The organism is Micromonospora sp. LOL_015, assembly GCF_048060275.1.
In the GTDB taxonomy this organism is placed as follows: domain Bacteria; phylum Actinomycetota; class Actinomycetes; order Mycobacteriales; family Micromonosporaceae; genus Micromonospora_E.
Map to the genome: position 1 here is coordinate 146506 of NZ_JBHMIO010000003.1, position 26431 is coordinate 172936.

The 26431-nt window shown below is 71.9% G+C and carries 20 protein-coding genes; 9 read left to right on the forward strand and 11 right to left on the reverse strand.

The features are described 5' to 3' along the window. Positions 1–30: 30 nt before the first annotated feature. The 4 genes from ACFHWU_RS04795 to ACFHWU_RS04810 all read left to right on the forward strand — a co-directional run bounded on the left by ACFHWU_RS04795 (position 31) and on the right by ACFHWU_RS04810 (position 4553). On the forward strand, positions 31–669 hold the full coding sequence (locus ACFHWU_RS04795; protein ID WP_278173588.1) for a TetR/AcrR family transcriptional regulator: 639 nt from the start codon (positions 31–33) through the stop codon (positions 667–669). Between the two features lie 66 nt (positions 670–735). Then, positions 736–960, forward strand: a complete 225-nt coding sequence (locus ACFHWU_RS04800; RefSeq protein ID WP_278173586.1) for a DUF3107 domain-containing protein — start codon at positions 736–738, stop codon at positions 958–960. A 687-nt stretch (positions 961–1647) separates the two neighbouring features. Beyond that, positions 1648–3372, forward strand: coding sequence for a DEAD/DEAH box helicase (locus ACFHWU_RS04805; protein ID WP_416551220.1), 1725 nt, complete (start codon positions 1648–1650; stop codon positions 3370–3372). Then, a complete protein-coding gene (locus tag ACFHWU_RS04810; protein WP_416589944.1) occupies positions 3369–4553 on the forward strand; it encodes a class I SAM-dependent methyltransferase in 1185 nt (394 codons plus the stop codon). The genes ACFHWU_RS04805 and ACFHWU_RS04810 overlap by 4 nt, the downstream gene beginning before the upstream one ends. Here the strand turns inward: ACFHWU_RS04810 and ACFHWU_RS04815 are convergent. After that, on the reverse strand, positions 4540–5499 hold the full coding sequence (locus tag ACFHWU_RS04815) for a hypothetical protein (protein ID WP_416589891.1): 960 nt from the start codon (positions 5497–5499) through the stop codon (positions 4540–4542). The two genes, ACFHWU_RS04810 and ACFHWU_RS04815, sit on opposite strands and share 14 nt — an antisense overlap. Positions 5500–5624: 125 nt before the next feature. Between ACFHWU_RS04815 and ACFHWU_RS04820 the strand changes: the two genes are divergently transcribed. Next, complete coding sequence (locus ACFHWU_RS04820; RefSeq protein ID WP_416551218.1) at positions 5625–6590, forward strand: NlpC/P60 family protein; 966 nt, start codon at positions 5625–5627, stop codon at positions 6588–6590. 35 nt (positions 6591–6625) lie between these two features. Here ACFHWU_RS04820 and ACFHWU_RS04825 read toward each other — a convergent pair whose 3' ends face one another. Together ACFHWU_RS04825 and ACFHWU_RS04830 are read right to left on the reverse strand one after the other, a co-directional pair. Then, entirely contained in the window at positions 6626–8902 is a 2277-nt protein-coding gene (locus ACFHWU_RS04825; RefSeq protein ID WP_416589892.1) for a DEAD/DEAH box helicase, read from the reverse strand. Between the two features lie 55 nt (positions 8903–8957). Further along, positions 8958–10067, reverse strand: a complete 1110-nt coding sequence (locus ACFHWU_RS04830) for a glycerophosphodiester phosphodiesterase (protein WP_416551216.1) — start codon at positions 10065–10067, stop codon at positions 8958–8960. A 191-nt stretch (positions 10068–10258) separates the two neighbouring features. Between ACFHWU_RS04830 and ACFHWU_RS04835 the strand changes: the two genes are divergently transcribed. Both ACFHWU_RS04835 and ACFHWU_RS04840 read left to right on the forward strand, forming a co-directional pair. Then, complete coding sequence (locus ACFHWU_RS04835) at positions 10259–11593, forward strand: TrkH family potassium uptake protein (protein ID WP_416551215.1); 1335 nt, start codon at positions 10259–10261, stop codon at positions 11591–11593. Continuing rightward, positions 11586–12260: a potassium channel family protein gene (locus ACFHWU_RS04840; protein WP_416589893.1), complete on the forward strand. Its 675-nt coding sequence runs from the start codon at positions 11586–11588 to the stop codon at positions 12258–12260. Before ACFHWU_RS04835 ends, ACFHWU_RS04840 begins: the two co-directional genes overlap by 8 nt. A gap of 23 nt (positions 12261–12283) precedes the next feature. Here ACFHWU_RS04840 and ACFHWU_RS04845 read toward each other — a convergent pair whose 3' ends face one another. From ACFHWU_RS04845 to ACFHWU_RS04855, 3 genes are all read right to left on the reverse strand, one after another. Next, entirely contained in the window at positions 12284–13891 is a 1608-nt protein-coding gene (locus ACFHWU_RS04845; RefSeq protein WP_416589894.1) for a protein kinase domain-containing protein, read from the reverse strand. Between the two features lie 48 nt (positions 13892–13939). Further along, on the reverse strand, positions 13940–15517 hold the full coding sequence (locus ACFHWU_RS04850) for a fused MFS/spermidine synthase (RefSeq protein ID WP_416589895.1): 1578 nt from the start codon (positions 15515–15517) through the stop codon (positions 13940–13942). 96 nt (positions 15518–15613) lie between these two features. Next, a complete protein-coding gene (locus ACFHWU_RS04855; RefSeq protein ID WP_416551211.1) occupies positions 15614–16603 on the reverse strand; it encodes a coiled-coil domain-containing protein in 990 nt (329 codons plus the stop codon). A 325-nt stretch (positions 16604–16928) separates the two neighbouring features. Here ACFHWU_RS04855 and ACFHWU_RS04860 point away from each other — a divergent pair, with 325 nt between their 5' ends. Beyond that, positions 16929–17258, forward strand: coding sequence for a DUF2218 domain-containing protein (locus ACFHWU_RS04860; RefSeq protein ID WP_416551210.1), 330 nt, complete (start codon positions 16929–16931; stop codon positions 17256–17258). On the opposite strand, the gene ACFHWU_RS04865 is transcribed toward ACFHWU_RS04860, so the two are convergent. From ACFHWU_RS04865 to ACFHWU_RS04880, 4 genes are read right to left on the reverse strand one after another with little or no spacing between them, the layout of a single operon-like run. Further along, entirely contained in the window at positions 17259–18059 is an 801-nt protein-coding gene (locus ACFHWU_RS04865; RefSeq protein WP_416589896.1) for an inositol monophosphatase family protein, read from the reverse strand. A gap of 3 nt (positions 18060–18062) precedes the next feature. Next, entirely contained in the window at positions 18063–18512 is a 450-nt protein-coding gene (locus ACFHWU_RS04870) for a response regulator (RefSeq protein WP_416551208.1), read from the reverse strand. Beyond that, entirely contained in the window at positions 18512–20113 is a 1602-nt protein-coding gene (locus tag ACFHWU_RS04875) for a sensor histidine kinase (RefSeq protein ID WP_416589945.1), read from the reverse strand. Before ACFHWU_RS04875 ends, ACFHWU_RS04870 begins: the two co-directional genes overlap by 1 nt. 23 nt (positions 20114–20136) lie before the next feature. Continuing rightward, positions 20137–21363, reverse strand: a complete 1227-nt coding sequence (locus tag ACFHWU_RS04880) for a PP2C family protein-serine/threonine phosphatase (protein ID WP_416589897.1) — start codon at positions 21361–21363, stop codon at positions 20137–20139. 208 nt (positions 21364–21571) lie between these two features. On the opposite strand from ACFHWU_RS04880, the gene ACFHWU_RS04885 reads away from it, so the two are divergent. Then, a complete protein-coding gene (locus ACFHWU_RS04885) occupies positions 21572–23986 on the forward strand; it encodes a M28 family peptidase (protein ID WP_416589898.1) in 2415 nt (804 codons plus the stop codon). A gap of 47 nt (positions 23987–24033) precedes the next feature. Here the strand turns inward: ACFHWU_RS04885 and ACFHWU_RS04890 are convergent, their stop codons facing one another. Then, complete coding sequence (locus ACFHWU_RS04890; RefSeq protein ID WP_416551205.1) at positions 24034–26298, reverse strand: glycoside hydrolase family 9 protein; 2265 nt, start codon at positions 26296–26298, stop codon at positions 24034–24036. Positions 26299–26431 lie beyond the last annotated feature (133 nt).

The window sequence follows — 26431 nt, forward strand, 5'->3', positions numbered from 1 at the left end:
GATGGCCGCGACCGGACTCGGAGGTTCGACATGACCGCTGCGTCGAGCGACGCACAGACAAGCGGCCGACCGGCCCGGATGCCACGGTCCGCCCGCCGCAAGCAGCTACTCGCCGCCGCCCAGGAGGTGTTCGTCGCACAGGGTTACCACGCGGCGGCGATGGATGACATCGCGGAGCGGGCCGGTGTGTCGAAGCCAGTGCTTTATCAACATTTTCCGGGCAAACTGGAGTTGTATCTGGCACTGCTCGACACGCACTGCGACGCGATCATCGCGAAGGTCGCCGCCGCGATGGCCGCGACCACCGACAACAAGGAGCGGGTCAGCGGGGCGGTGCAGGCCTACTTCGACTTCGTCGACGAGGAGAGCGGCGCCTTCCGGCTGGTCTTCGACTCCGACCTGCGCAACGAACCGCTGGTACGGGCACGGGTGGAACGCGTCGAACGCGAGTGCATCGCGTCGATCACCGACACCATCATCTCGGACACCGGAGTGAGTCGATCCCGGGCCGAACTGCTCGCCTCCGGGCTGGTCGGCGCGGCCGAGACCGCCGCCCAGTTCTGGCTGGCCGGTGGTCGACAGGTGCCAAAGGACGAAGCCGAGTCGTTGCTCGCCGCACTCTCCTGGCGGGGCATCGCCGGGTTCCCGCTGCAGGGTGAGGCATCCTGACCACAGCGCGTCCGCATCGGCTAACCTTCGCGTTGGCGTTGTTTTCGCCCACCTCAAGGAGGACCCGTGGAGGTCAAGATCGGCGTGCAGTACGCGCCGCGCGAGCTCGTCCTGGACAGTGCCCAGTCACCGGCTGAGATCGAGCAGATCGTGACCCAGGCAATCACGACCGAGGGGACTCTGTCACTCACCGACGAGCGCGGCCGCCGGGTCATCGTCCCGGTCAGCAAGATCGCGTACGTGGAGATCGCCGAGGCCGCTCCCCGCTCGGTCGGCTTCACCGTCCGCTGACCTGGCCGGGACCGGCCCCGAAGCCGCCAAGCCAGCTCCCGGCTGCCGGCCACCGGCTGCCGACTGCCGGCCACCGACCGCACCGATCCGGATCGGTTCACCCTGATCCGGATCGGTCCGCCCAGATCACCCGCCAGATCGCCGCTCCGGTCGCGACTTCGACTCGGCCGCGAAGCTGTCCGGCCGACATCGCCGCCGACCGTGCCCTTCGTCACTGCCGCTGCGCCTGCACCACCCCGGCGGCGTGACAAGAACCACAGCTGAGTCGTCGGTCCGCCACCGTCGCCGAGGATCTGCACGTCGACGCGGACCGTCAGCTACCATGGTCAGCAATGCTGCGGCCGTCGAGGATGCTCGAGCGGGGTTCGCGGCGCGCGTGCGGCCCGCGATCTGTTGATCGCGTGTGGCCAGCGCCGTCAATTGACGCACTGCGACACGCCGCAGACAACGCGTCGCCCCGGCATCGAGACGGCACGTCGCAGCACCCGCACCGCACCGACCCGACGTCGGTGCCGACGACCATCGGACGCGCCGGCTCGGCGCGTCACCCAACCGGAGCCCTTCCGGCACCGGCGACAACCGGCGCGCACCGTGCGCACCACACAACCGGCGCCATCGCGGCGCCGCATCCGACACGCGCCCTCAGGAACAGGCGGGGCGCACCACGAGAGGCACCCCCGACACCTGATGACTGACATTCTCAATCACAACGCCGGTGACGAGCCGGCGAAACGCCCACCGGCACGGCCGGACAGCCCCACCTTCGCCGACCTGGGTGCCCGCCCGGAGACGGTGGCCGCTCTCGCCGAGGTCGGCATCGTCCACGCCTTCGCCATCCAGGAGTACGCCCTGCCGATCGCGCTGCGCGGCAGCGACCTGATCGGCCAGGCACCGACCGGGACCGGTAAGACGCTCGGCTTCGGCGTACCGCTCATCGACCGGGTGCTCGCGCCGGCCGAGGGCGGTGACGGCGTGCCGCAGGCACTCGTCGTCGTCCCGACCCGCGAGCTCGGCCTGCAGGTCGCCAAGGACCTGGCCGCCGCCGGCAGCACTCGGGGCGTGCGGGTGCTGCCGATCTACGGTGGCGTCGCGTACGAGCCGCAGATCGAGACGCTGCGCTCCGGCGTGGAGATCCTGGTCGGTACGCCGGGTCGGTTGATGGACCTGGCCAAGCAGAAAAAGCTGCGGCTGGACCGGATTCGGGCGCTGGTGCTGGACGAGGCCGACCGGATGCTCGATCTGGGCTTCCTCGACGACGTCGAGCGGATCCTGGCGATGCTGCCGGAGGACCGGCAGACGATGCTGTTCTCGGCCACCATGCCCGACCCGATCGTGGCTCTGTCCCGGCGGTTCCTGCGCCACCCGGTGACCATCCACGCCGGGCACACCACGGAGGCGGGCGTTCCGCCGCTGACCCGTCAGGTGGTCTACCGCACCCACCCGATGAACAAGATCGAGATCGTCGCCCGGATCCTGCAGGCCGAGGAGCGCGGGCTGACGATGATCTTCACGCGTACCAAGCGGGCGGCCGACCGGGTCGCCGAGGACCTGGACTTCCGTGGCTTCGCGGTGGCCGCCGTGCACGGCGACCTCGGCCAGGGTGCCCGGGAACGGGCGCTGCGCGCCTTCCGTACCGGAAAGATCGACATCCTGGTGGCCACCGACGTCGCCGCCCGCGGTCTGGACGTCTCCGGCGTCACCCACGTGATCAACTACGACTGCCCGGAGGACCAGGACACCTACACCCACCGGATCGGTCGCACCGGCCGGGCCGGCGCGACCGGGGTGGCGGTGACCTTCGTCGACTGGGAGGACATGACCCGGTGGCGGATCATCGACAAGACCCTCGGGCTGGAGATGCCCGAGCCGCCGGAGACGTACCACACCTCTGAGCACCTCTACGCAGACCTGGACATCTCTCGCGACGTCTCCGGCACGCTGCCCAGCGCCGATCGGACCCGCGCCGGGCTGTCCGCCGAGGTCGAGGAGGACCTCGGCGGACGCAGCGCCGGTCGACGGCGGCGCGGAGACGGCGACGGCCGCGCCGAGCGCGGCGCGCGCGGTGACGGCCGCGCCCGCCGGTCATCGCGGTCGCGCCGTTCCGTCGCGCCGGACGACACCGACCGGTCCGCCGCCACCGCGACGACCGCCGGCGAGGACGGTGCCCCGGTCAGCCGCCGGCCGCGGCGGCGGCGGCGCGGCGGCCAACTCGTCGACGGCGGCGCCGGCACCGACTCCGGTGCGGCGTCCACCGGCGGTACGGAGATCACGGCCGCCGCCACGTCGGACGGCGGCTCGGGCGGTTCGACGCGCCGCCGTCGGCGCCGCCGGGGTGGCTCAGGCGGAGCCGGCCGGGCCGACCAGGTCGGCGGAGCCGGCCGAACCGACCAGGGCAGCGGCGGCGAAAACTGACCCGCTCCCTCGCCGACGCTCTCAACGACGTCCGGGCGCTGCTGCTCAGCCCGCAGCTCACCCGGGCGGTCGCCGCCGGGCGTCGGCGCAACGCCGCCCCGTCGGTCGTTCGGGCTGAGCTCCGACCGGTCGCCCTGCGGGCCGGTACCCATCTGCAGATCGTCACCAACGACGGCACCCGGCCGGTGACCCGTAACCTGCCGCCGGGTGCTCCCGCCGAAGCAGCGGTCGACCAGCTGCTCGCCGAGCCGTTCGGCAACTGGCACGTCGAGACCAGCACCAGCACCCTGCAGCTGCGGGTGACCAAGAAGGGCACGGCGCAGGTGCACCGGTCGACCGCCGACCGGGCCGACACCGGCCCCGGCGACCACGACCGGGCCAAGCGATACCTGCTGGATCCGGACGACCCGCTGTTCGCCGCGATCGGCGCCAACGCCGCGAAACGACGTCAGGTCGACGCGTTCCTACGGGCACTCGCCGCCAGCCTGCCCGACCCACTGCCCGCCAGGCCGCTGCACGTCGTCGACCTGGGCTGCGGCAACGCCTACCTGACCTTCGCGGCCTACCGCTACCTGGTGGCCCGCGGTGCGCAGCCGGTGGTGACCGGCGTCGATGTCCGCGAGGACCAGCGGCGGCGCAACACCGCGCTGGCCGATCAGCTCGGCTGCGCCGGGCAGGTCCGGTTCGTCGCCGGCACGATCCGGCAGGCACCGGTCGAGCCGGCACCGGACCTGGTGCTGGCGTTGCACGCCTGCGACACCGCCACCGACGAAGCGTTGGCCCGCGCCGTCGACTGGCAGGCCCGGTGGGTGCTGGCCGCGCCCTGCTGCCACCACGACATCGCCGCCCAGCTGCGCCGGCAGCCGGCACCGCAGCCGTACGGGCCGCTGGTCTCCGCCGGCATCCTGCGGGAACGGTTCGCCGACGTGCTCACCGACACGCTGCGGGCGACCCTGCTCCGGGCGTACGGCTACCGGGTGGACGTGGTCGAGTTCATCGACTCCCAGCACACACCGCGCAACCTGCTGCTGCGGGCCCGGCGCGGCGCCGTACCGGACCGGCGCGGGCAGCACCGGGCCTACCGGGCGCTGGTCGACCAGTGGGCGGTGACCCCCCGGCTGCAGACCCTGCTGCCGCCGGTGCCGGACACCGGCGGGGCGACCGTGGTCAGTCGACCGTGACGGTGAACTCGGCGGTGTGCACCTCGCCGGCCACCTGAAAGTCCATGAACAGCCGGTAGTCACCGGAGCTCGGGGCGGTCAGCCAGAACTTCACCGCGCCGTCGACCAGCTCGGCCTCCGGATGCACGTGCAGATAGCCGAGGTCGCCGTCGCGCAGCGCGACCAGATGCCCGTACGCGCCGAGATAGGGCTCCAGCGTCGGGGCCTGGCCGGCCCGGCTCACCTCGAACAGCAGCGGCGTCACCACCCCGCGCTGTGCGACCCCACGCATTCGTACGGTGAAGTCGTCCACCTCGGCGGTGTCGGCGGCGGCCGGCAGGTCGGCCGGCAGATACTCGCCGGCCACCACGAGGTCGACGCCGAGCGTCAACGCGACCGGCGAACCGCCGGAGTCGCGCAGGGTGAAGTCGGTGTAGAGCCGCCAGATGCCGGCGGCGGCCAGCCGGACCGGGACGCTCCAGGTGCCGTCCGGTGCCATCGTCGGGTGCAGGTGCTGGTAACCGGTCAGATCCCGGCGGGCGATGATCATGTGCATCGGCTTGTCGTGCACCACGTCGAAGGCGGTGACCGGCCGCTGATCGACGTCGATGATCTGGAAGCGCAGGTCGACCTGGTCGCCGATCGGCAGTTGTCGCCGCACCGGCACCAGGGTGTAGCCGCCGGCACTGACCGACAGGCCGGAGATCTGGTCACCGCCGTCGGTGCCGCCGTGCACGTGCGGTGCGGTCCCGGGCGGGTGGGTGTGGTCGGCCGCGTCGGCCGCGTCGGCCGCGTACTGGGTGCCGATGCTGGTCGGGGCGGTCACCGCCCGGCCCAGGGCGAACCCGGCGAGCATCGCGAGCACGACGGCAGCCACCCCGGTCGCCAACCGCACGGTCGACGTCCCCGGCCCCGCCGGCTCTGTCGGCCCCGCCGGATCGCCGGCACCGGTCACTGTTTCTCCCACCTCGCCGACGGTAGTCGCTACTGGCCGGCAACGCCTCGGTCGGGTCGTCGGCTGGTCTTCGGCTGTGTCGTCAGGCGTGGCTTCCGCAACGTACCGTCGTTGTACCATCTGTGACCGTTAATAGCTTGGCAAGTAGGGCAGCCGCCCTCGTCACCGCTGTAACCGCCACGTTGCTGCCGGCTCCGGCCCAGGCGCAGGCCTCGATCGCCGAGTTGGACCGGCGGATCGACCAGGCGGCCCACCAGTTGGAGACGGTGGTCGAGCAGTACAACGAGATCCGGCTGGACCTGCGCCACAACCAGGAACGCGCTGCTGGACTCAGCGAGACGATCATCGAACTGGACCGGCAGCTCGCGGCCCGACACGATCAGGTCGGCCAACTCGCGGCCAGCAACTACCGGGTGAACGGTGCCCGACCCGTCGCTACCCTGCTGTCCACCGCGTCGGCGGAACACTTCGTCGACCAACTGCTCATCGCCGATGTGATCAACCGCGACAACGAGCGGACGATCGCCGGGCTGCGCGACACCCGGGACCGCAGCGAAGCGGCCCGCCGGGCGGCGAACACGCTGATCGAGCAGCAGTTGCTGCAGCAGGGGCAGCTGTCCGCCACGCAGCGGCAGATCGAGTCGGACATCCGGGCGCTGACCGAGCTGCGGGACCGCCAGCAGGCGCTGCTGAACCGGTCCGGCGCCGCCGCCGCCGACCGCAGCCCGGCCGACCCACTGCCCGAGGCGGCGACCGGCCGCGCGGCCAGCGTCGTCGCCTTCGCCCACGCCCAGCTCGGCAAACCGTACCGGTGGGGGTCGGCCGGGCCGCACTCGTACGACTGCTCCGGGCTGACCTCGGCGGCCTGGGCGAAGGCCGGGGTGCAGTTGCCGCACAACGCCCGCCGGCAGTTCGGCACCGTCACCCGGCTCGGCCGCGCCCAGCTCCGCCCCGGTGACCTGATCTTCTTTTACCGCAACGTGCAGCACGTCGGGATCTACATCGGGGCCGACCAGATGATCCACGCGCCGCGGCACGGTGAAGTGGTCCGCGTCGACCGGATCGACCGGATGCCGATCAAGGGCTACGGCCGGCCGGGCTGACCGGGGTTGGGCGACCCCGTCTCGCTCGGACCGGGTCAGTTCGTGGTGGCGAGGGCGAACGGCAGCACCGCCGGGGCACCGGAGCGCCGCAGCAGCCGGGCCACGGCGGTCAACGTCCAACCGGTGTCGACCAGGTCGTCGACCAGCAGCACCGGGCCGGTCAGCCCGGACAGCGCTGCGGCCAGCTCCGGCGGTGCGGCGAACGCGTCGTGCACGGTACGGACCCGTTGGGCGCTGTTGCCCCGGCCCTGAGCCGACGGCGGCTCGGCCCAGGCCGGCTCGACCGAGCCGAGCAGCGGCAGCCGACCGACCTCGGCGATCCGGCGGGCGGTGCTGGCCACCAGCTCCGGGCGGGTCCGGGAGGCGACCGCCACCACCCCGACCGGTCGGGCCGGCCAGGGCTGGGCGCCGCGCGCCCACTCGCGCAGCACGTCGATCACCGCACCGGCGACGTCGGCCGGCAGCGCGGTGTCCGGCCGGCCAGCGGCGAGCAGGTCCCGCAGCCGGCTACCCCAGCCCAGGTCGGACAGCCGCCCGACGGCCCGGCCGGGCAGTGCCTGCTCGTCGGAGCCGAGCTTGCCGCGCAGCGGTACGCCGACCGCCTCCAGCCCGGTCGGCCAGAGCTTCTTCGGGGGGATCTCCACTCCGGCGCGGCCGAGAAAGGTCTCGGCGGCGCGCAGCGCGTCCGGGCTCACCTCGGACGGCAGCCACCCGCCGGCGCAGCGGTCGCAGCGCCCGCACGGCTGGGCCTGCGGGTCGTCCAGGCAGTGGCGGAGAAACTCCATCCGGCAGCCGGGTCGGCCAGCCGGCGGGGCAGTGTCGGCCGGTACCGCGTACTCCTGCATGATCTGCTGTTCGGCGGTGCGCGCCTGGGCCACCCGGTGCAGCCGGGCGGTGTCGTAGTGCCACGGCTCGCCGGTGGCGACCCAGCCGCCGCGCACTCGGCGCACCGCGCCGTCCACGTCGAGCACCTTGAGCATCAGTTCGAGCCGGGTGCGCCGCAGATCGACGATCGGCTCCAGAGCCTGGGTGGAGAGCGGACGACCGGCGTTTTCGAGGGCGGCGAGCACCGAGCGCACCTGTTCCTCCCGGGGGAAGGCCAGTGACGCGAAGTACCGCCAGATCGCCTGGTCCTCGGGGCCGGGCAGCAGCACCACGTCGGCGTACCGGTCGCCGTCCAGGGCTCGGCCGGCCCGGCCCACCTGCTGGTAGTAGGCGATCGGCGACGGCGGCGCGCCGAGGTGCACCACGAAACCGAGGTCCGGCTTGTCGAAGCCCATGCCGAGCGCGGACGTCGCCACCAGGGCTTTGATCTTGTTGTCCAGCAGGTCCTGTTCGGCGGCGCGGCGTTGCGCGTCGTCGGACTGACCGCTGTACGCGGCGACGGCGTAGCCCCGGGAGCGCAGGAACTCGGCGGTCTCGGCGGCGGCCGCGACAGTGAGCGTGTAGACGATGCCGGAGCCGGGCAGCGTGTCGAGGTGGTCGGCGAGCCAGCCGAGCCGGTGCGCGGTGCCGGGCAGGTCGAGCACGGCCAGCCGCAGCGACCGGCGGTCCAGCGGACCGCGCAGCACCAGCGTGTCGCCGAGCCTGCCGGCCCCGCCCTCGCTGGTGGCGCTGGTGTCGCCGAGCTGTTCGGCGACGTCGTCGGTAACCCGGGCGTTTGCGGTCGCGGTGGTGGCCAGCACCGGCGTCCCGGGGCGCAGCTCGCGCAGGAAGGTCCGGATCCGCCGGTAGTCGGGGCGGAAGTCGTGCCCCCAGTCCGACACGCAGTGCGCCTCGTCGATGACCAGCAGGCCGGTGGTGGCGGCCAGGCTGGGCAGCACGTTGTCCCGGAAGTCCGGGTTGTTCAGCCGCTCCGGGCTGATCAGCAGTACGTCGACCGTGCCGGCCCGGATCTCCGCGCTGACGGTGTCCCATTCGTCGAGGTTGGCGGAGTTGATCGTGCGGGCCTGGATGCCGGCCCGTTCCGCGGCGGCCACCTGGTTGCGCATCAGGGCCAGCAGCGGCGAGACGATCACCGTCGGCCCGGCCGGCGCGGTCGGCACCGACCCGGCCGGGGTGGCCGGGCCGGTGCCGACCGCGCCGGTGCCGACCGCGCCGGTGCCGGCGCGCAGCAGCGCGGTGGCGATGAAGTAGACCGCCGACTTGCCCCACCCGGTGCGCTGTACGCAGAGCACCCGCCGCCGGTCCACGACCAGCGCCTCGATGGCCCGCCACTGGTCGTCGCGCAACGTCGCGCCCGGCCCGGCCAGCCGGTGCAGCGTCTGCTCGGCGCGGTCGCGCAACTCGGCCCGGTCCGGCGTAACGGTCATGGTTGGACCGTACAAGGACTGGCGGAACCGACCGACCGGCGGCCCCGGGCCGGGCTCAGCGGGTGGCGGCACGGACCGCCACGGCGGTGTCCGGATGGTCGGCGAACAGTCCGTCCAACCCGAGTCCGTAGAACAGCTCGTACTCTGCGGTGATGTCGCCCCGGGCGGCCGGGTCGGCACCGATGCGATGGTCGGTCGGCAGGAACTGGTTCTCCGCCCGGAACGTCCAGGCGTGCACCGCCAGCCGGGCCCGGTGGGCGTCGCGGATCAGCGAGGTCGGGGCCAGCAGCGCGCCGTCGGCGTCGCGCGGCACGATCAGATCCTTGGTCGGCCCGATGGCGTCGGCGTACCGGCTGATCCAGGCGAGCCCGTCCGGGGTGGCCAGGTCGGCGTAGCCGCGCGGGTCACCGGCCACGACGAAGTCGTACGGCCGGCCGCTGCCGCCGAGCAACTGCACCAGCCGTACGTCGGTCATCCGGCTCAGCTTGCGCAGGTTGGCGGTCTCGAAGGACTGGATGAACACCGTGTCGGTTCGCCGGGTCAGCTTGTTGCGTCGCAGCGTGTCGACCAGCGGCTCCTCCAGCGGCAGCCCGATCGACTGGAAGTAGGTGGGGTGCTTGGTCTCCGGGTAGATGCCGATGGTCCGGCCCAGCCGCCGGCTCTCCGACCGGGCCAGGTCGATGACCTCCTGCAGGGTCGGCACCGCGAACTCACCGTCGAACGCCGTGTTGGTCGGCCGGACCTGCGGCAGTCGCTCCACGGCCCGCAGGGTACGCAGCTCGGCCAGGGTGAAGTCCTCGGTGAACCAGCCGGTGACGGATCGCCCGTCGATGGTCTTGGTGGCCCGCCGGTCGGCGAACTCGGCGCGATCGGCGACGTCGGTGGCGCCGGAGATCTCGTTCTCGTGCCGGGCGACCAGCACCCCGTCGGCGGTCGACACCAGGTCGGGCTCGATGTAGTCGGCGCCTTGACGGATCGCCAGCCGGTACGCCTCCAGGGTGTGCTCCGGCCGGTAGCCGCTGGCCCCTCGGTGCGCGATGACCAGTGGTTTCGACTCGGCCTGCGGCTTGCCGCGGGTTGCCGGGTCGGTGGTGGTGGCGGTGGGGATCGCCATGGTGGCCAACAGGGTGCCGGCGAGCAGCATGATCGGCAGGGTACGCGACAACGTCGTCTCCGCACAGGGGTTCCCCGGGCACGGTCGGGCGGCAGTGAGGACGCCCGAGGCGACGGGCGGGAGACCGGTGGGCGACGGGCGGGAGACCGGTGGGCGACGGGCGGGCGGTGACCGGTCGACCATCACATGAATGTCAATAAATATGTGGTGTTCTTCGGTTTTGCGATGGTATGACAGCATTGATGCGCCGGCCGCTGCGAGACCCCGCCCGGATCGTGCCGATCGCGTTCCTCGGGGCGATCGCCGTGGGCACCGTACTGATGATGGTGCCGGCCAGCCGCCAGGGACCCGACGCGGCGCCCTTCGTCACGGCCCTGTTCACCGCCACCTCTGCGGTCTGCGTGACCGGGCTGGCCGTCACCGACACCCCGGCCTACTGGACGCCGCTCGGCCTGGTGCTGATCACCGCGCTCACCCAGCTCGGCGGCTTCGGGATCATGTCGCTGGCCACCCTGCTCGGCCTGCTGGTGTCGCGCCGGCTGGGGCTGCGCAGCCGGCTCACCGCGCAGGCGGAGACCAACAGCCTCGCGTTGTCCGACATCCGGCGGGTGCTGCTGCGGATCGCGGCGACGATGCTCGGTGCCGAAACGGCGATCGCTCTGGTCCTGGCCGCCCGGCTGTGGCTGCACTACGACTACCCGCCGCCCCGGGCCCTGTGGTACGGGCTGTTCCACGCCGTCCAGGCGTTCAACAACGGCGGCTTCGTCCTCTACTCCGACGGGCTGGTCCAGTTCGTCGGCGACTGGTGGATTTGCCTGCCGCTGATCGTCGGCGTGGTGGTCGGCGGGCTCGGCTTCCCGGCCCTGTTCGAGCTGGCCCGCGAGCGCAGCCGGCCGCGGCGCTGGTCGGTGCACACCCGGCTGACCGTATGGGGCACGCTGGCGCTGATCGGCACCGGCTTCGCCAGCATGCTCACCTTCGAGTGGGCCAACCCGCGTACCCTGGGCCCGCTCGACCTGCCGGAGAAGCTGCTGGCCGCGCTGTTCCAGGACGTGATGACCCGGTCCGGCGGGTTCAACACGGTCGACCCGGGAGAGTTCAACCCGGAGACGACGGCGGTCTCCATCGGGATGATGTTCATCGGCGGTGGCAGCGCCAGCACCGCCGGCGGCATCAAGGTGACCACCTTCTTTTTGCTCGCCTTCGTCATCTGGTCCGAACTGCGCGGCGAGCACGACGTGGTGATCGGCCGGCGCCGAATCGCCGCGGCCAGCCAACGCCAGGCGCTGACCGTCGCGCTGATCGGGGTGGCGCTGGTCGGAGCCGGCACCTTGGCGCTGATCAGCGTGACCGACGACATCGGCGGGGAACAGGCGTTGTACGAGGCGACGTCGGCGTTCGGCACGACCGGGCTGTCCACCGGGATCACCGGTGACCTGTCCGATCCCGCCCAGGTGCTGCTCGTCGTGCTGATGTTCGTCGGCCGGATCGGCAGCGTCACGTTGGGTTCGGCGATCGCGTTGAACACCCAGCGGAGACGGTTCCACTATCCAGAGGAGCGACCCATCGTTGGCTGACCGCACCGGCACCAGGTCCACCAGGACCGTAGTCATCATCGGGCTCGGCCGGTTCGGCGGCCAGGTCGCCGACTCGATGCTGCGCATGGGTCTCGACGTGCTCGGCGTCGACTGCAGCCCGGCGGTGGTCCAGCAGTGGGCGGACCGCCTGGCGTACGTGGTGCAGGCCGACTCGACCGATACCGAGGCACTGCGTCAGCTGGGTCTGCGGGACTTCCAGCGGGTGGTGGTCGGCATCGGCTCGGATGTCGAGGCCAGCGTGTTGACCGTGCTCAGCCTCGCCGAGATCGGCGTCACCGAGGTGTGGGCCAAGGCGGTCTCCGGCAAGCACGGCAAGATCCTGCGTTCCGTCGGCGCCCGGCACGTCATCTACCCGGAGGCCGCGATGGGCGACCGGGTGGCGCACCTGATCACCAGCAAGATGCTTGACTTCATCGAGTTCGACGACGGCTTCTCGATCGCCGAGACCCGGCTGCCGAGCGGTACGGCGGGCCGGCGGCTCGGCGAGACCGACCTGCGGTCGCGGTACGGGGTTACGGTGATCGGAGTGAAGCTGCCGGGGGAACGGTTCACCTACGCCGACCGGGAGACCGAACTGCGCGAAGGTGCTCTGCTGATCGTCTCCGGCACCACCGAACAGGTGCAGCGGTTCGCCGCCGCCACCTGAACCCGTACCCCGTCACCCGATCCCTACCGCCCACCGGTGGCCGACCGGGCCGGGGACGGGTCGGTGGCGGGCTGACCGGTCGCCGTTTCCAGCAGCTCGGTCGTCGTGCCCGCCGCCTGTCCGGCGACCGCCGCGACAGACACGTCGCAGATCAGCTCGTCGAGGTGGAATTCCAGCGGCAGCGTGTTGACCCCGTCGTAGTCACCGGCCAGCTGGAGCTGCGTGGTCGCCCCCGGGGCCAGGGTGGCGGCGTGGGCCGCGGGCCGCAGCCGTACGTCGTCGCCCTGCTGCTCCCACTGTCCGCCCCGCACCGCGGTGAGCCGCTGGGTGCCGGGGAAGGTGAAGCGCAGCGACCAGTCGGTCAGCTCGGCGGACCCGGTGTTGGTGACGGTGGCCGCAGCGACGAACTCCCGCCCGGAGTCGCCGCGCACCGTGTATTCGACCCGGCAGGGCGCCGAGGACTGGGCGGCGAGCCCGAAGTCCGGCGGCGCGGCCACCGCCTCGCGGAATCGGTCGGTGGCGGGCGTGGCACCGGCTCCGGCCCAGACCAGGGCGGTGAGCATCATCAGGCCGACCCCGATCACCACGGCTTCCGCCCGGCGCTGCACCCACGAGGTCCGCAGCCGGCGCCGCCGGCCGATGCCGGTCGCGACCGGCAGATCCAGCCCGGTGACCTCCAGCCCGCAGGTGACGTCGACGCCGACGGGTGACGGGCCGCCGTCGGTGGCGCCGCCGGTGGCGGAGCCCGGCCGGTTCGGCAGCGGCGTCACCATCGACGGCGACAGCCCGGCGGCGACCCCGACGGCTGCCGCCAACGTCTTCGCCACCTCCTCGCTGGTCGGCCGGTCCGCCGGACATTTGGCCAGGCACCGCAGGGTGAGGTCGACCACCTCCGCCGGCAGTCCGGCGACCGGCGGCATCGGGTCGGGCACGGTGTGCAGGTGTGCCCGCAGCATCTGGGTCACGCTCGCGGCCTGCCAGGGCAGCCGGCCGGTGAGTGAGCGGTAGAGCAGCAGGCCGACGGCGTACACGTCGGTGGCCGGGGAGACCTGGCCGCTGTTGAGGCGCTCCGGCGCCAGGTATGCCGGGGTGCCGAGCAGGTTGCCGTCCGGGCCGACGTCGCTCTCGCCGGCCAACGCGGAGATGCCGAAGTCGACGACCTTTGCTCCGGTGCTGGTCAGCATGACGTTGGCCGGGGTGACGTCGCGGTGGACGACGCCGGTGGCGTGCGCGGCGGCCAGCGCCGAGGCGACCTCGGCGCAGGCCACCACCGCGTCCCGCCAGGACAGGATGTGTTCCCGGCGCAGCCGGGTCGCCAGCGACTCGCCGTCGACCAGTTCCATCACCACGTACGGCAGGGTGGCTTCGTCCCGGACGGCTTCGCCGTAGTCGTAGACGTTGGTGATGTGCGGGTGGCACAGTCGGGCGGCGGCCTGCGCCTCCACCCGGATCCGGTGGCGGAACACCTGGTCCGGGGCGTACTGCGGGGCGAGGACCTTGATCGCGACCTGCCGGTCGAGGATCTCGTCGTAGCCGCGCCAGACCACCGAGGTCCCGCCGGTGCCGAGCCGTTCGATCAGCCGGTACCGGTCACCGAGCAGTTGCCCGCAGTCGCTCGCCACCCCACCCATGACTCCCGAGTTGCCCGATCTGGCCCGACCTACACCTGCGGAAACGCGTCAGGGGGCGACGAGCAGCTGGTCGACCGGGGCATAGTCGTCGGTGAGCGGCTGCGCGCCGGCCACGAAATCGGTCAGCTCGTCCCCGGCGAGCAGATCGAACTCGGCGCCGACCGAAGCGGTCAACCGGGCCCGTACCTCGTCCAACGGCAGCGGCCGGTCGGCGGCGAGGATGACGAAGTTGCTCCCGCTGAGCCGGGTCGGCGCCCCCGGCCGGGTGATCAGCGCCACCTCGGGGAACTCGGCCGCGACGGTGGCCACCTCGGCCTGGATGAACCGCAGCGGCGGGTAGTCGATCACGTTCTGCAGGTAGCTGCCGCCCGGTCGGATCACCCGGCGAATCTCGGCGGCCATCTCCCGGGTGGCCAGGTGCCAGGGCACGACCAGGTGCCCGAACGCGTCCCCGACGACCACGTCGACGCTGTCCGTGGGCAGGTCGGTGACCAGGATCCGGGCGTCGCCGACCACCACGGCCAGGTCGGGACCCGGCTGTACGTCGAGCTCCCGCACGCCCAGGTCGACCAGTCCACCGTCGATCTCGTAGACGGTGTTGCGGGTGCCCGGCCGGGTGGCGCTGAGGTACCGGGGCATGGTGAAGCCACCGCCGCCGAGGTGCAGCGCGTCGAGCGGTTCCCCGGGCGGGGCGGTCACGTCGAGGGCGGCACCGATCCATCTGGTGTAGGGGAACTCCAGGTGGGTGGGGTCGTCGAGGTCCACGTACGAGTGGCGGGCCGAGTTGAGCAGCAGCAGCCGGCCGGAGCCGCGGTCCGGGTCGGCCTGCACGGTGGCGCAGTGGTACTCGGTCTCCACATCGCACGGGTCGGGTGCGGCAACGGCGAGGCCTACGGCGAGCAGCCCGATCACGGCGACGGCGGACCGCGTGGCGGTGCCGGCCCGGCCGCCGGGCGCTGCGCCGCCGTCCGCGCCGCCGCCGGTGGCGGTGGTGGCGGTGGCGGTGGCGGTGGGTGGCCGGGTGCGGTGCAGATACACCCCGAGGGCGATACCGCTGCCGCCGAGCAGCAGCGCCAGCGCCATCATGATCACGCTGCTGGGTAGCGTGGCGACCAGGAAGAAGCCGGTGCCGAGGGTGGCGGTGATCGCGCCGAGCGTACCGATGCTGGACAGCTTGCCGACCACCTCGCCGGTGCGGTTCAGGTCGCCGAGCTGCAGTTTGATCACCAGTGGGGTGACCGCCGACAGCAGCGCGGCCGGCAGCACGATGGCCACCATGGTGAGCAGCAGGATGCCCACCACGGCGCTGCCGCGCAGCAGTTCACCGGCGTACCGCACCAGCGGGAGGGTAATCGCGGTGGTGATCCCGGCGAGGACCAGCGCGGCCGGCAGCAGCGGGCGGGGGTCGCGCCGGTCGGCGATCCGGCCACCGATCCAGGTGCCGTAGGCGATCGCGGCCAGCGCGACGCCGATCACCGCGCTGTTGGTCTGCAGAGTCACCCCGATGTACGGCCCGACCAGCCGCAGCGCGACGATCTCCAGCACCAGTACAGCGCCGCTGGAGACGAAGACCAGCGCGGCGGCCAGGCCGGGCCGCAGCGGCGTGGCCGGTGGTGGCGAGTCCATCGCTGTGATGGTACGCACCCCGCCCGCCGCCCGACGGGCGGTCGAGCGGGATGCAGGGCGGGTGCTTCAGAGCATCGACAGATGTGCGTGGTTGGTTCAGAGCATCGACAGATGCACGTGGTTGGTGTGGTCGCCGGCCGGGCTGCCGCCGCCGTTGTACGACCGCCAACCGGTGCCGGGCATCCAGATCTGCCGGTACCAGATGACGTAGAGCACACCGAGCCGGTCGGCGTTGTTGATGTAGTAGCTGGCGAGATTGTTGCCGTACGTGCGGTTGCCACCGGTGGCGGCGCGGTTCTGGAAGCCGCCGGTTTCGGCGGAGAAGTCGCAGGCCCGGCCCTTGGGGTGCTCGCCGCTGCCACCGTTGCGGAAGCAGGAGACGTACCGGGTGAAACCGGCGGACTTCGCCTGGTTCAAGGCGTGCAGGGTGCGCGGGGTGATGCAGCCGGAGGTGGTCGGGTCGTCGACGTTGCAGGACTCGGAGGGCCAGGAGCCGTCGGAGTTGCGGGGCGCGGGTTTGGCGGCGGCCGAGGTGGTGCTGACGAATCCGCCGCTGGACTGGCCGCCGACGGCCGCCAGGGCGCGCTCGGCGTCCTGCTTCTTGCGGGCCATGATGGCGACCTGCTTTTCCTGCTCCCGTACCTCGTTGTCGATCGCGGCCTTGGCCCGGGCTGCCTGCTCGTGAGCTTCGGTGAGGGCCCGCAGGTTGCGGCCCTCCCGCTGGGCCATCACCTCCAGCCCGGCGGCGCGGTCCAGCATGTCGGCCGGGGAGGCGCTGTTCAGCAACATGGTGACCGAGGTCAGTCGCCCCACCCGGTAGGACTCGGCCGCCATCAGCCCGACCTCGTCGGTGAGCGAGACGAGCCGCTCCTGTACGGCGTCGTACTGGGCGGTCAGCTCCTTCTGGCGTTTCTTGGAGTTGTCCAGCTTGGCCTTCGCCTCGATGTGCCCCTTGGAAGCGGCTTCCAGGACCTCGCGCAGGCTCTTGTTGTCGCCTTCGTCCGGCGCGTCGGGCGCGGCCGAGGCGACCGGCGCGCCGATCACCAGCGCGATCGCGGTGACCAGCGCAACGAGTGACGTCGCCACACCAGAGCGCCGTCGGAATTCCGTCGTGCCGACCACAGTCGCGTCCTCCTGGATCACTTTGTCGGGTCGCGGTCCGTAAACCGGGCACAGCTTACCGGATTTCACCGTCACCACTGGGACACCGGCGCGTCGAGTGCATTACCACATCATGCAGATGGAGCGCAGTCGAGTCTCAACTATTACCGCCAGCAATGAACTCATCACGCAAAATCAGCACGATCACGGATCGTGACGGTTGGCGTGTCGCACAGTCATCCCGGCGGTGCCGCAGGGTGCAATGAATTAAGCTAGCCTAACCTTATCCACAGTTTCTGTGAGGATTCTGGTGCCACGTTCCGAGGCTCACGTCCGGACCCCACGGTCGCGGCGCCACCTGACCCGGCTGTGCGAACACTTCGCGACGGCCGTACCGGTCAAATGGACCGCCGACCAGGGGCTGATCGACTTCGGCTTCGGCACCTGCCGAATCGACGCCGCCGACGAAAGTCTCCGGCTGCACGCCGACAGCGACGACGATATCGGGCTCGCCCGAGTGGAGTACCTCGTCGGCGAGCATCTGGAACGCGCCGGCGCCCGGGAGAGCCTCGCCGTCGACTGGCAGCCGGCTGACCCGGACCAGCCGACCGCCCCGGAGCATCCAACCAGGGGCAGCTGATCACCCGGCCGGCAGCAGCGCCGCCCGTACCTCCTGCCAGGCCGCGTCGGTCCGGGCCACCAGCAGCCCCGACCGGTCGTCGGTGAAGTCGTACGGGCTGCCATCCAGCCGCATCGCCACCCCACCGGTCTCCCGCACCAGCAACGTGCCCGGCACGTGATCCCACGGCAGGGTCCGCCAGAACACCGCGAAGTCCTGCTCCCCGGCGGCGATGTCCCAGTGCTCCCGACCGGCGCAGCGCTGCCCCGGTAGCACCGCACCCACCCGGTCACCGCCGGCCTCCACAGCGGCCCGCACGGGCACCGGCAGATACTCCAGCGGCACCGCCCCACGCAGCCGGCCCACCGGCGGCATGGTCGACGGCGGTGCCAGCCGCACCCCGTCCACCCAGCAACCGGACCCACGCTCGGCGGACACCAGCGACCCGGCCACCGGATCGAGAATCCAGCTCGCCACCGGCTCACCCCCGGCGAGCAGAGCCACCATCATCACGAACGGCCGACGACCGGCCGCGTAGTTCGCCGTACCGTCGATCGGGTCGACCAGCCAGACCCGGCCGGCGTCACCCAGCCGACGCAGCAGCCGCGGATCGACGGCGACCGCCTCCTCACCGACCACCACCGAACCCGGCGCCAGCCGACGCAGCCCGGCCGCGATGAACTCCTCGGCCTGCTGGTCGGCCACGGTGACCAGATCACCTGGGGCCTTCTCGGCGATGTGCTCGGCGGACAGCCGGTTGAACCAGGGCAGCACCGCCCGCGCCGCCGCCTCCCGCAGCAGCTCACCCACCTCGTCGATCATGTGTCAGCCGCGCGGGGGCAGCTTCACCACGCTGACGAAGAACTCGTCGATCTGCCGAATCACCGCGATGAACCGCTCGAAGTCCACCGGCTTTGTCACGTACGCGTTCGCGTGCAGCTGGTAGGAACGCAGGATGTCCTCGTCGGCCTGCGAGGTGGTGAGCACCACCACCGGGATCCGGCACAGCTCCTCGTCCTTCTTTATCTCCTCGAGGACCTCACGGCCGTCCCGTCGGGGCAGATTCAGGTCGAGCAGGATCAGGTCGGGCAGCACCGCGTCGGCGTGCTTGCCCTCCCTACGCAGATAGGCCAGGGCCTCCGCACCATCCGAGACGACGGTCAGCCGGTTACGGACCTTGTGCTCCTCGAACGCCTCCTGGGTCATCAGCACGTCACCCGGATCGTCCTCGACCAGCAGCACCTCTATCGGGCTCTTGCCGTCCGGTTCGGTCATCACACGCTCGCCTCCTTCTCGTTGCCGCCGTCGGCCGACGCGGCGGACACCGGGTCCGGGCGGGCGGTCACCGGAAGCGTAAAACGAATCGCCGTACCCTGGTCGACCTGGGTGTCCACCCAGATTCGGCCGCCGTGGTACTCGACGATCTTCTTGCCGATCGCCAGCCCGATCCCGGTGCCCGGGTAGGCGTCCTTGGAGTGCAGCCGCTGGAAGATCACGAAAATCTTGTCGGCGAACTCGGGCTCGATCCCGATGCCGTTGTCCCGGCAGGTGATCTCCCACTCGCCGGCCAGCTCACGGGCGGAGATCTCCACCCGGGGCGGTACCTGCGGCTGACGGAACTTGAACGCGTTGCTCACCAGGTTGACCAGCAGGTTCGTCAGCAGCGGCTCTTCGCCGGAGATCACCGGCAGCTGCGACCAGGTCAGCTCGCCGTCGGCGTACTCCCGGCTCGCCTCCGTCTGACCGGCCACCTCGGTCATCACCTTGTTCAGGTCGACGTCGGTGAAACCGGAGGTCACCCGGCCGATCCGGGAGAACGCCAGCAGATCGTTGATCAGCCGCTGCATGCGTTGCGCGCCGTCGACCGCGAACGCGATGTACTGGTCAGCGCGGGCGTCCAACTGACCGGCGTACCGGCGCTGCAGCAACTGGCAGAAGCTGGCCACCTTGCGCAACGGCTCCTGCAGGTCGTGCGACGCCACGTAGGCGAACTGCTCCAGGTCACGGTTGGACCGGACCAGCTCCTCGGCCTGCTTCTGCAGCTGGCCGTTCACCTGCTCGACCTGCTCCCGGGCCTGCCGCACCTCGGCCAGATCGGCGGCGATCTTGCGTCGCATGCCGTCCACGTCGCTGGCCAGCGCGGCCAGCTCCGGTGGACCGATGTTGGCGATGTCCCGGTGGTACTCGCCGTTGGCCACCTGCCGCACCTGCGCGGCGAGACCGGTGACCGGGCCGATCACCAGGCGGTTCAGCGACATCAGCAGGACCACCCCGGCCAGGACCACCACCGCCGCCGCCACGGCCAGCAAGCCGGCCAGGGTCCGACTGGTGCTCCGGGCGTTCGCCGCGACCCGGTCCCGGACCGTCAGGATGTCCGCCTGCAGTTGGTCGACGTCGGCCCGTAGCTCGTCGAACCGTTCCCGGGCGGCGTCGCCGAGCAGCGCCTGCCCGGCGTCGGTCCCGTCGGACTCGACCGCAGCGATCGCCGGCTCGGCGACCAGGTCACGCCACTGCCGTGCCTGGTCGGCGATGGCCTCGATCTGGCCGCGCAGCGGATCGTCCTCGGCGATCAGACTCAGCATGTGGTCGATCAGCTGCCGTTCCTGCGCCGCCCCCTGCCGGTACGGTGCGAGATCGGCCGGATCACCGGACACCGCGTAGCCACGTACCCCGGTCTCCTGGTCGACCAGCACGGTCAACAGGCTCTCCGCGTCGGTCCGCAGCGGGCCGATCTTGGTGAGCATGGTGTCGATGTGATCCTGGTTGGCCCGGGCGACCAGCGCCGCGCCGCCGGCCAGGGCCGCCAGCAGTCCGCCCACCACGACACAGAGCAGCGTCACCCGGGTGCGTAGCGTCAGCCGGCTGGCCGGGGACATCCCGGCCTGAGCCGCAGCAGCGGTCACCGGCCACCGCCCCGGCTGACCAGCAGCATCGCCACGTCGTCGGCGAGCGGGCCGCCGTTGATCTCCTCGGCTCGGCCGACCAGCCAGCCGGGCAGCGCCGGCAGCGGGACGTCCCGGGCCGCCGGCTCGGCCATCAACCGCTGCAGCCCGGCCACGTCCAGCCGTTCGTCGGAGTCACCGAGCCGCCCCTCGATCAGACCGTCGGTGTACATCAACAGGGACCACTCATCGGCGTCGAACTCCACATCGAAGGCGCGGGGCGGGCGGGGGTGGACGCCGAGCAGCAGACCGCCCGGGGCGGGTACCGGCGCGACCTGACCGTGGCGGAACAGCAGCGGCGGCGGATGTCCCGCCAACCGTACAGTTGCTCGGTTCGCAACCAGGTCCAGCCGGACGGCGGCCACCGTCGCGAAGATCTCCCGCAGCCGGCGCTCGCTCATCAGCACCTGCTCCAGCGCCGGCAGCACCGCGTCGTCGGCCACCCCGGCGAGCACCAGCGCCCGCCAGGCGACCCGCAGCTCGACGCCGAGCGCGGCCTCGTCGGCGCCGTGCCCGCAGACATCGCCGACGATCAGGTCGATCCGCTCCGGGGTGGTCTGCACCACGTCGAAGAAGTCCCCGCCGATCAGCGCGGCGTGCCGACCCGGCCGGTAGAAGGTGTGCACCGACACCTCGTCGGTGTCCATCAGCGGCTGCGGCAGCAGACCGCGCTCCAGCCGGGCCGACTCGGCCTGCCGCAGCTCGACCTCACGCAGCCGGCGGGCGTTTTCGTCGGCCCGCTTACGCTCCACGGCGTACCGCAGTGCCCGGCTCAGAAGTACCCCGTCGACCTGACCCTTGACCAGGTAGTCCTGGGCGCCTTCGCCGACCGCGCCGATGCCGAGGTGCTCATCCTGACGGCCGGTGAGCACGCAGACCGCCGCCCGGCCGGCCACGCCGAGCACCCGGCGCAGACCGTCCAGCCCCTGCGCGTCCGGCAGCCCCAGATCGAGCAGGACGCAGTCGACCCCGGCAATCCGCTCCCGGGCCTGGTTCAGGCTGTTCGCCACCACCAGGTCAACCGCCGCCTGCGCCTCCGCCAGCAACTCGCCGACCAGGAACGCGTCGCCCTCGTCGTCCTCGACCAGCAGCACCCGCAGCCGCTCCGTCGATGCGACAGCCACCGGCGGGCCCGGCTCGGACCGAGGATCGGAACGGGGCGGAACGAGTGACGAACCGGTCATGTCGGCCTGCTGCCGGTCCGCCGCCGCGCCAGGTGAGTGTCGATGGTGAGCTCCTTTTCGATGACCCGCTGATCGTCTCCCAGCCGAACAAGGCACACAACAGCAAGCACTTGCACAAACTAGGCCACCCGGCCGATGCCCGGTGACCCGCCCGGCCCAGATTGGGCAGGATGTAGCCACCCTTACCCACCCAGCGCAGGAGAGCACCATGGGCGTACCTCTCGCCGCCGCCCACCGGGCGTTCGCCCGGCCCCGACGCCGGCCGGCCGCCGCGCTCGCCGCGCTGGCCGCCCTCGGCCTGGTGGCCGCCGCCGCGCTGGTCGACCTGCGCCCACCCGCGCCGCGCGGCGTCGACGCGCCGGCCACCGAGTTCAGCGCCGACCGGGCCCACCGGCACATCGAACGGATCGCCCAGCGGCCCCACCCGACCGGCAGCGCCGCCAACGACGAGGTCCGCGACTACCTGGTCGACACGCTGACCGGGCTGGGGCTGGCCCCGCAGACGCAGGACGCGATCGGCGCCGAGGCCGGGCAGCTCAGCGGCGCGGCCAGCGGCGCAACCCTGGCCCGGGTACGCAACGTGGTCGCCCAGATCCCGGGGACCGACCCGACCGGACGGATCGTGCTGGTCACCCACTACGACTCGGTCCAGGTCAGTCCGGGTGCAAACGACGACGGCGCCGGCGTCGGCACCCTGCTGGAAGTGGCCCGCGCCATCACCGAAGGTGACCGGCCGCGCAACGACGTCGTGCTGCTGTTCACCGACGCCGAGGAGGCATGCCTGTGCGGGGCGGCGGCGTTCGTCGCCGGGCATCCGCTGGCCGACGCCGACGACACCGTGGTGCTCAACCTGGAGGCGCGGGGCAGCGGCGGGCCGGTGGTCACCTTCGAGACGTCCCGCGACAACGCCGCCCTGGTCGACGTGTTCGGCCGCGCCGCCCCGCACCCGATCGGCACGTCGTTCGCCGTCGAGGTCTACCGGCTGCTGCCCAACGACACCGACTTCACCCCGTTCCTGGACGCCGGCTTCGCCGGGCTGAACTCGGCGTACATCGACGGATCGGCCATCTACCACACCCCGCAGGACACCCCCGCGTCGATGGACCTGGCCAGCCTGCAGCACCACGGCGACAACACCCTCGGGCTGGCCCGCGGATTCGGCGTGGCGGACATCCCGGCGCTGTCCGCCGACTCCGACGCCACCTACTTTCCCACCCCGCTCGGGCTGGCCCGCTACCCCGGCGCGCTCACCTGGCCGTTGGCGGTGCTGGCCGCCGTCGCGGTCGGCGTACTGGCCTGGGCGACCCGGCGACGCGGCCGGGCCGACTGGCCGAGGCTCGCCGCCGGGTTCGGGTTGGCGGCGATCCCGCTGGTCGCCGCGCCGGTCGCCGCGCAGCTGCTGTGGACCGTCGTGGTCCGGCTTCGGCCGGAGTACGCCGACCTGCTCGACCCGTACCGGCCGGTGCCGTACCGGCTGGCGGTGCTGGCGCTGACCGCGGCGGTGATTCTCACCTGGTACGCGCTGCTGCGCCGGCGGGTCGGTCCGGCGGCGCTGGCCGTCGGCGGGCTGGCCTGGCTTGCCCTGCTCGGTCTGCTGCTCGCCGCCCTCGCCCCCGGTGGGTCCTACCTGGCGACGCTGCCGGCCCTGGCCGGCACGGCCGGCTGCCTGGTCGCCCTGTCGCTGCGGATCACCGGCCCGTGGCCGGTGGTGGCGCTGGCCGCCGGGGCGACGGTCGGCGTGCTGTTGCTGGCACCGACGGTGGTACTGCTCTTCCCGGCGCTGGGCATGGGCCTGGCCGCGGCCGCCGCGTTCGTCGCGACGCTGCTGGCGCTGGCCGGGCTGCCGGTGCTGGACCTGCTGCTGCCACAGGCCGGCGGGCAGCGCGGCGTCGCCGCCGTCCGGGCCCGTCGGGCCGGTCCGGTGCCGGCGGTCGCCGCCGGGCTCGCCGCGCTGGTGCTGGCCGTGGTCGGCCTCGCCGTGGACCGGTTCGACACCGACCATCCGGTGCCGACCCAGCTGATGTACGCGTTGGACACCGACACCGGCGAGGCCCGCTGGTTGAGCTGGGAAACCCGACCGCAGCCGTGGACCGCCGGGTACGTCGACCGGACCGCGTCGGTGGCGGACGAGTTTCCGCTGATCGGCGACCATCCACTGGGTACCGGGCCGGCCGAGGCGGCGGACCTGCCGGCGCCGGCGCTGGACCTGCTCGACGACAGCGGGGTGGCCGCCGACGGGCGGCGGACCCTGCGGTTGCGCCTGCTGCAGCAGCGGCCGGTCCGGCTGGTGGGGCTGCACGTGGCGGCCGGCGGGCCCGAGGTGGTGTCGGCGACGGTCGCCGGCCGGGAGGTGCCGGTCGAGTCGACCGGCACCTCGTCCGGTGACGGCTGGAGCTTCGGGACGGTGTTCCACGCCCCGCCGCCGCAGGGGCTGGAGGTCGTGCTGGTGCTGCGGGCCGGCGACGGCGCGAACGCCGCCACCGGCCCGGTCCGGGTGCGGGTGGCCGACGGCAGCGACGGCCTGGCGGACCTGCCCGGCTTCACCCCCCGGCCGACCGGGGTCGGGGTGGCCGGTTCACACACCAGCGAACTGGTGACCGTCGCCCGGACCTACACGTTCTGACCGCCACCGCCCCGGCGCCAACCCGTACGGCGCCGGGGCGGTGGCGGTCAGCCGCGGCCCTGGTCGGCGATGAAGGCCGCGATCCAGGACAGCGGGGCGTTCCAGTTGATGGTCAGCTCGTTGGTGGCCCAGGACTCGATGTCGTCGACGTAGCAGAACTGCGGCGCGCAGCCGGTCAGCAGCCGCTGCGCCACCGGGTCCTGGATCGACGAGTTCGGACCACCGGCGAGCGTGCCGCGCGGCGGGTTCGGCAGCTCGGGGTTGAGCTGGCGGGCGTACCAGCGGGAGTGCTGGTTCTGCGACGAGACCGTGCCGTAGCCGGTGACGTAGGAGATGTTCAGCGCGTTGCGGCCGAAGATGTAGTCCATCGTCTGCAGCACCCCGTCGCGGTACTTCTCCTTACCGGTCAGGTCGTACGCGGTGGCGATCACGATCGCGTTGTTGACGATGACGCTGTTCGAACCCCAGTCGTAGAGGTTGCCGACCGGGGCGTACGGGATACCGTACGGGTGGGCATCGAGCGTGGCCAGGTAGCGGTCGGCCGCCTCGATCACCGACGCCCGCACCTGCCACCAGCCCGGCAGGCTGTTCGGGGTCGTGGCCAGCGCCATCCGGCCCAGCGGAGCGGTCCACTGCCAGCCGAAGGCGCCCTCCTGGAAGATGTCACCGGTGTGGTGCGGCGAGGCGAGCACGAAGTCGCGGAACTCGCGCTCCCCGGTGGTCAGGTACAGCTCGGCCGCCGCCCAGTAGAACTCGTCGGTGACGTCGGTGTCGTCGTAGGGGCCGCCGCCGATGGCGTCGGCCGGGTCGGCGTACATCTGCGGGTTGGCCTTGGCCGCCGCCCACGCGGTGCGGGCCGCGTCCAGGTTGCGGCCGGCGAAGGCCTCGTCGTACGGCTTGAACACCCGCGCCGCCTGGGCGGCGGTGGCCGCCAGGTTGAGCGTGGCGGCGGTCGACGGCGGGTGCAGCTCGCGCAGCTGGGAGTCGAGGTGCGGCAGCAGCGGCAGGCCGGTCCACGCCGCGTCGTGAATCTTGTGGTGGGCCATGCCGGCCAGCGGCTGCCCGGCCGGGACCTGCATCTTGAGCAGGAATTCCTGCTGCCAGCGCACCTCGTCGAGGATGTCCGGCAGCTTGTTGCCGCTCTCCGGCAGGTCGAGCACGCCGTCGCGCTGCAGCCACGGCTTGCCCCGGTGCACCCGCAGGGCCCGCTCGTACTCGTTCATCAGCTGGTAGACGGAGATGCCACCGTTGACCACGTACTTGCCGTGGTCGCCGGCGTCGTACCAGCCGCCGGAGACGTCCAGGGTGTAGTCACAGACGCCGGGCTGGCACGGCACCGCCAGGTCACCCTGGTTGGGTGCGACGCCGACGTGCCCGGCCGGGCGGCCGTACCCGGGGCGCAGCTCGTCGGAGATCTCGATGCCGCTGCGCTGGGTGTAGTAGAACTTCAGCGCATCGGCGCGCAGCTGCGTGTAGAAGCTGGTGCCGATCTCGAACGGGAAGCTGGTTTCGCCGTCGGCGACCAGGGTGTAACCAGTGCCGGGCCGGACGAAGCGGCTGAACGTGATCGAGTGGACATTCTGCCCGGAGGACTCGTCCAGCCCGTGCGGCTTGGTCTTGCCGTTGACGACGACCTTGCCGCCTGAGTCGTACAGTTTCCACGGCAGCGGGTCGGTGGCGTCGGTGACGAGGGTGGCGTTCTTCGGCCCCTTCGGCAGGTAGCCGACCTGGTTGACCCGCACCCGGGGTCCGGTGTCCGGCACGTACTCCTCCGGTTCGGCGCCGCCGCGCAGCGACACGTCGTCGAGGCACAGCCGCCACGGGTCGGCGCTGCCGCCGACCTGGAAGGCGACCTGGGCGTCGGGCAGGTCGGTCGGTGCGGTGAACGTGTACGTGTAATTGTTGCCGGAGACGCTGACCTCGGGGTTGGCCGCCATGAACTGGGTCCACGGGTCGACCGGCAGTTGGATCAGCGCCCGGATCACCTTGTTTGGGGTGGCCGTGGCGAAGAACTTGTATTCGTACGTCTCACCGGCGACCAGCGGGACGTTGTCCTGGCCGATGATGACGTCCCACGGGTTGACGGTGCCACCTGGGATGTCGGCGCAGAGCTGCTGGCTGCTGGAGTCGAGGGTGATGTTGGGGGTGCCCCACCAGGGGGCGTGGCCGTCGTCGAAGGTGCCGTTGACAATCTGTTCGGGTGCCTCGTCCTGCGCGTGTGCAGGAACAGCGGCGGTGAGTGCGGTGGCGGTCAGCGCCGTCACTGCGGTGACGGCGAGCGGAACGGTCCGCCGTCGGGAGAGTATCGACACGCCGGGTCCTTCCGATGGTCGTGCGGCGCGGGCGAGGCTCTCTGCCCGGCGCGCCGCGTCAGCGGTCGTGCATCGAAAGCAGCGGGTGGGAGCGCTCCCACCCGCAGTACTCGAATGTTCTCAACGTGTTTCG

Coding starts and splice junctions, on each gene's coding strand:
- ACFHWU_RS04885 (WP_416589898.1), top strand. CDS start 21,572: ATGGGCGTACCTCTCGCCGCCGCCCACCGGGCGTTCGCCCGGCCCCGA.
- ACFHWU_RS04880 (WP_416589897.1), bottom strand. CDS start 21,363: ATGACCGGTTCGTCACTCGTTCCGCCCCGTTCCGATCCTCGGTCCGAG.
- ACFHWU_RS04825 (WP_416589892.1), bottom strand. CDS start 8,902: ATGACCGTTACGCCGGACCGGGCCGAGTTGCGCGACCGCGCCGAGCAG.
- ACFHWU_RS04835 (WP_416551215.1), top strand. CDS start 10,259: ATGCGCCGGCCGCTGCGAGACCCCGCCCGGATCGTGCCGATCGCGTTC.
- ACFHWU_RS04875 (WP_416589945.1), bottom strand. CDS start 20,113: ATGTCCCCGGCCAGCCGGCTGACGCTACGCACCCGGGTGACGCTGCTC.
- ACFHWU_RS04805 (WP_416551220.1), top strand. CDS start 1,648: ATGACTGACATTCTCAATCACAACGCCGGTGACGAGCCGGCGAAACGC.
- ACFHWU_RS04845 (WP_416589894.1), bottom strand. CDS start 13,891: ATGGGTGGGGTGGCGAGCGACTGCGGGCAACTGCTCGGTGACCGGTAC.
- ACFHWU_RS04870 (WP_416551208.1), bottom strand. CDS start 18,512: ATGACCGAACCGGACGGCAAGAGCCCGATAGAGGTGCTGCTGGTCGAG.
- ACFHWU_RS04795 (WP_278173588.1), top strand. CDS start 31: ATGACCGCTGCGTCGAGCGACGCACAGACAAGCGGCCGACCGGCCCGG.
- ACFHWU_RS04865 (WP_416589896.1), bottom strand. CDS start 18,059: ATGATCGACGAGGTGGGTGAGCTGCTGCGGGAGGCGGCGGCGCGGGCG.
- ACFHWU_RS04850 (WP_416589895.1), bottom strand. CDS start 15,517: ATGGACTCGCCACCACCGGCCACGCCGCTGCGGCCCGGCCTGGCCGCC.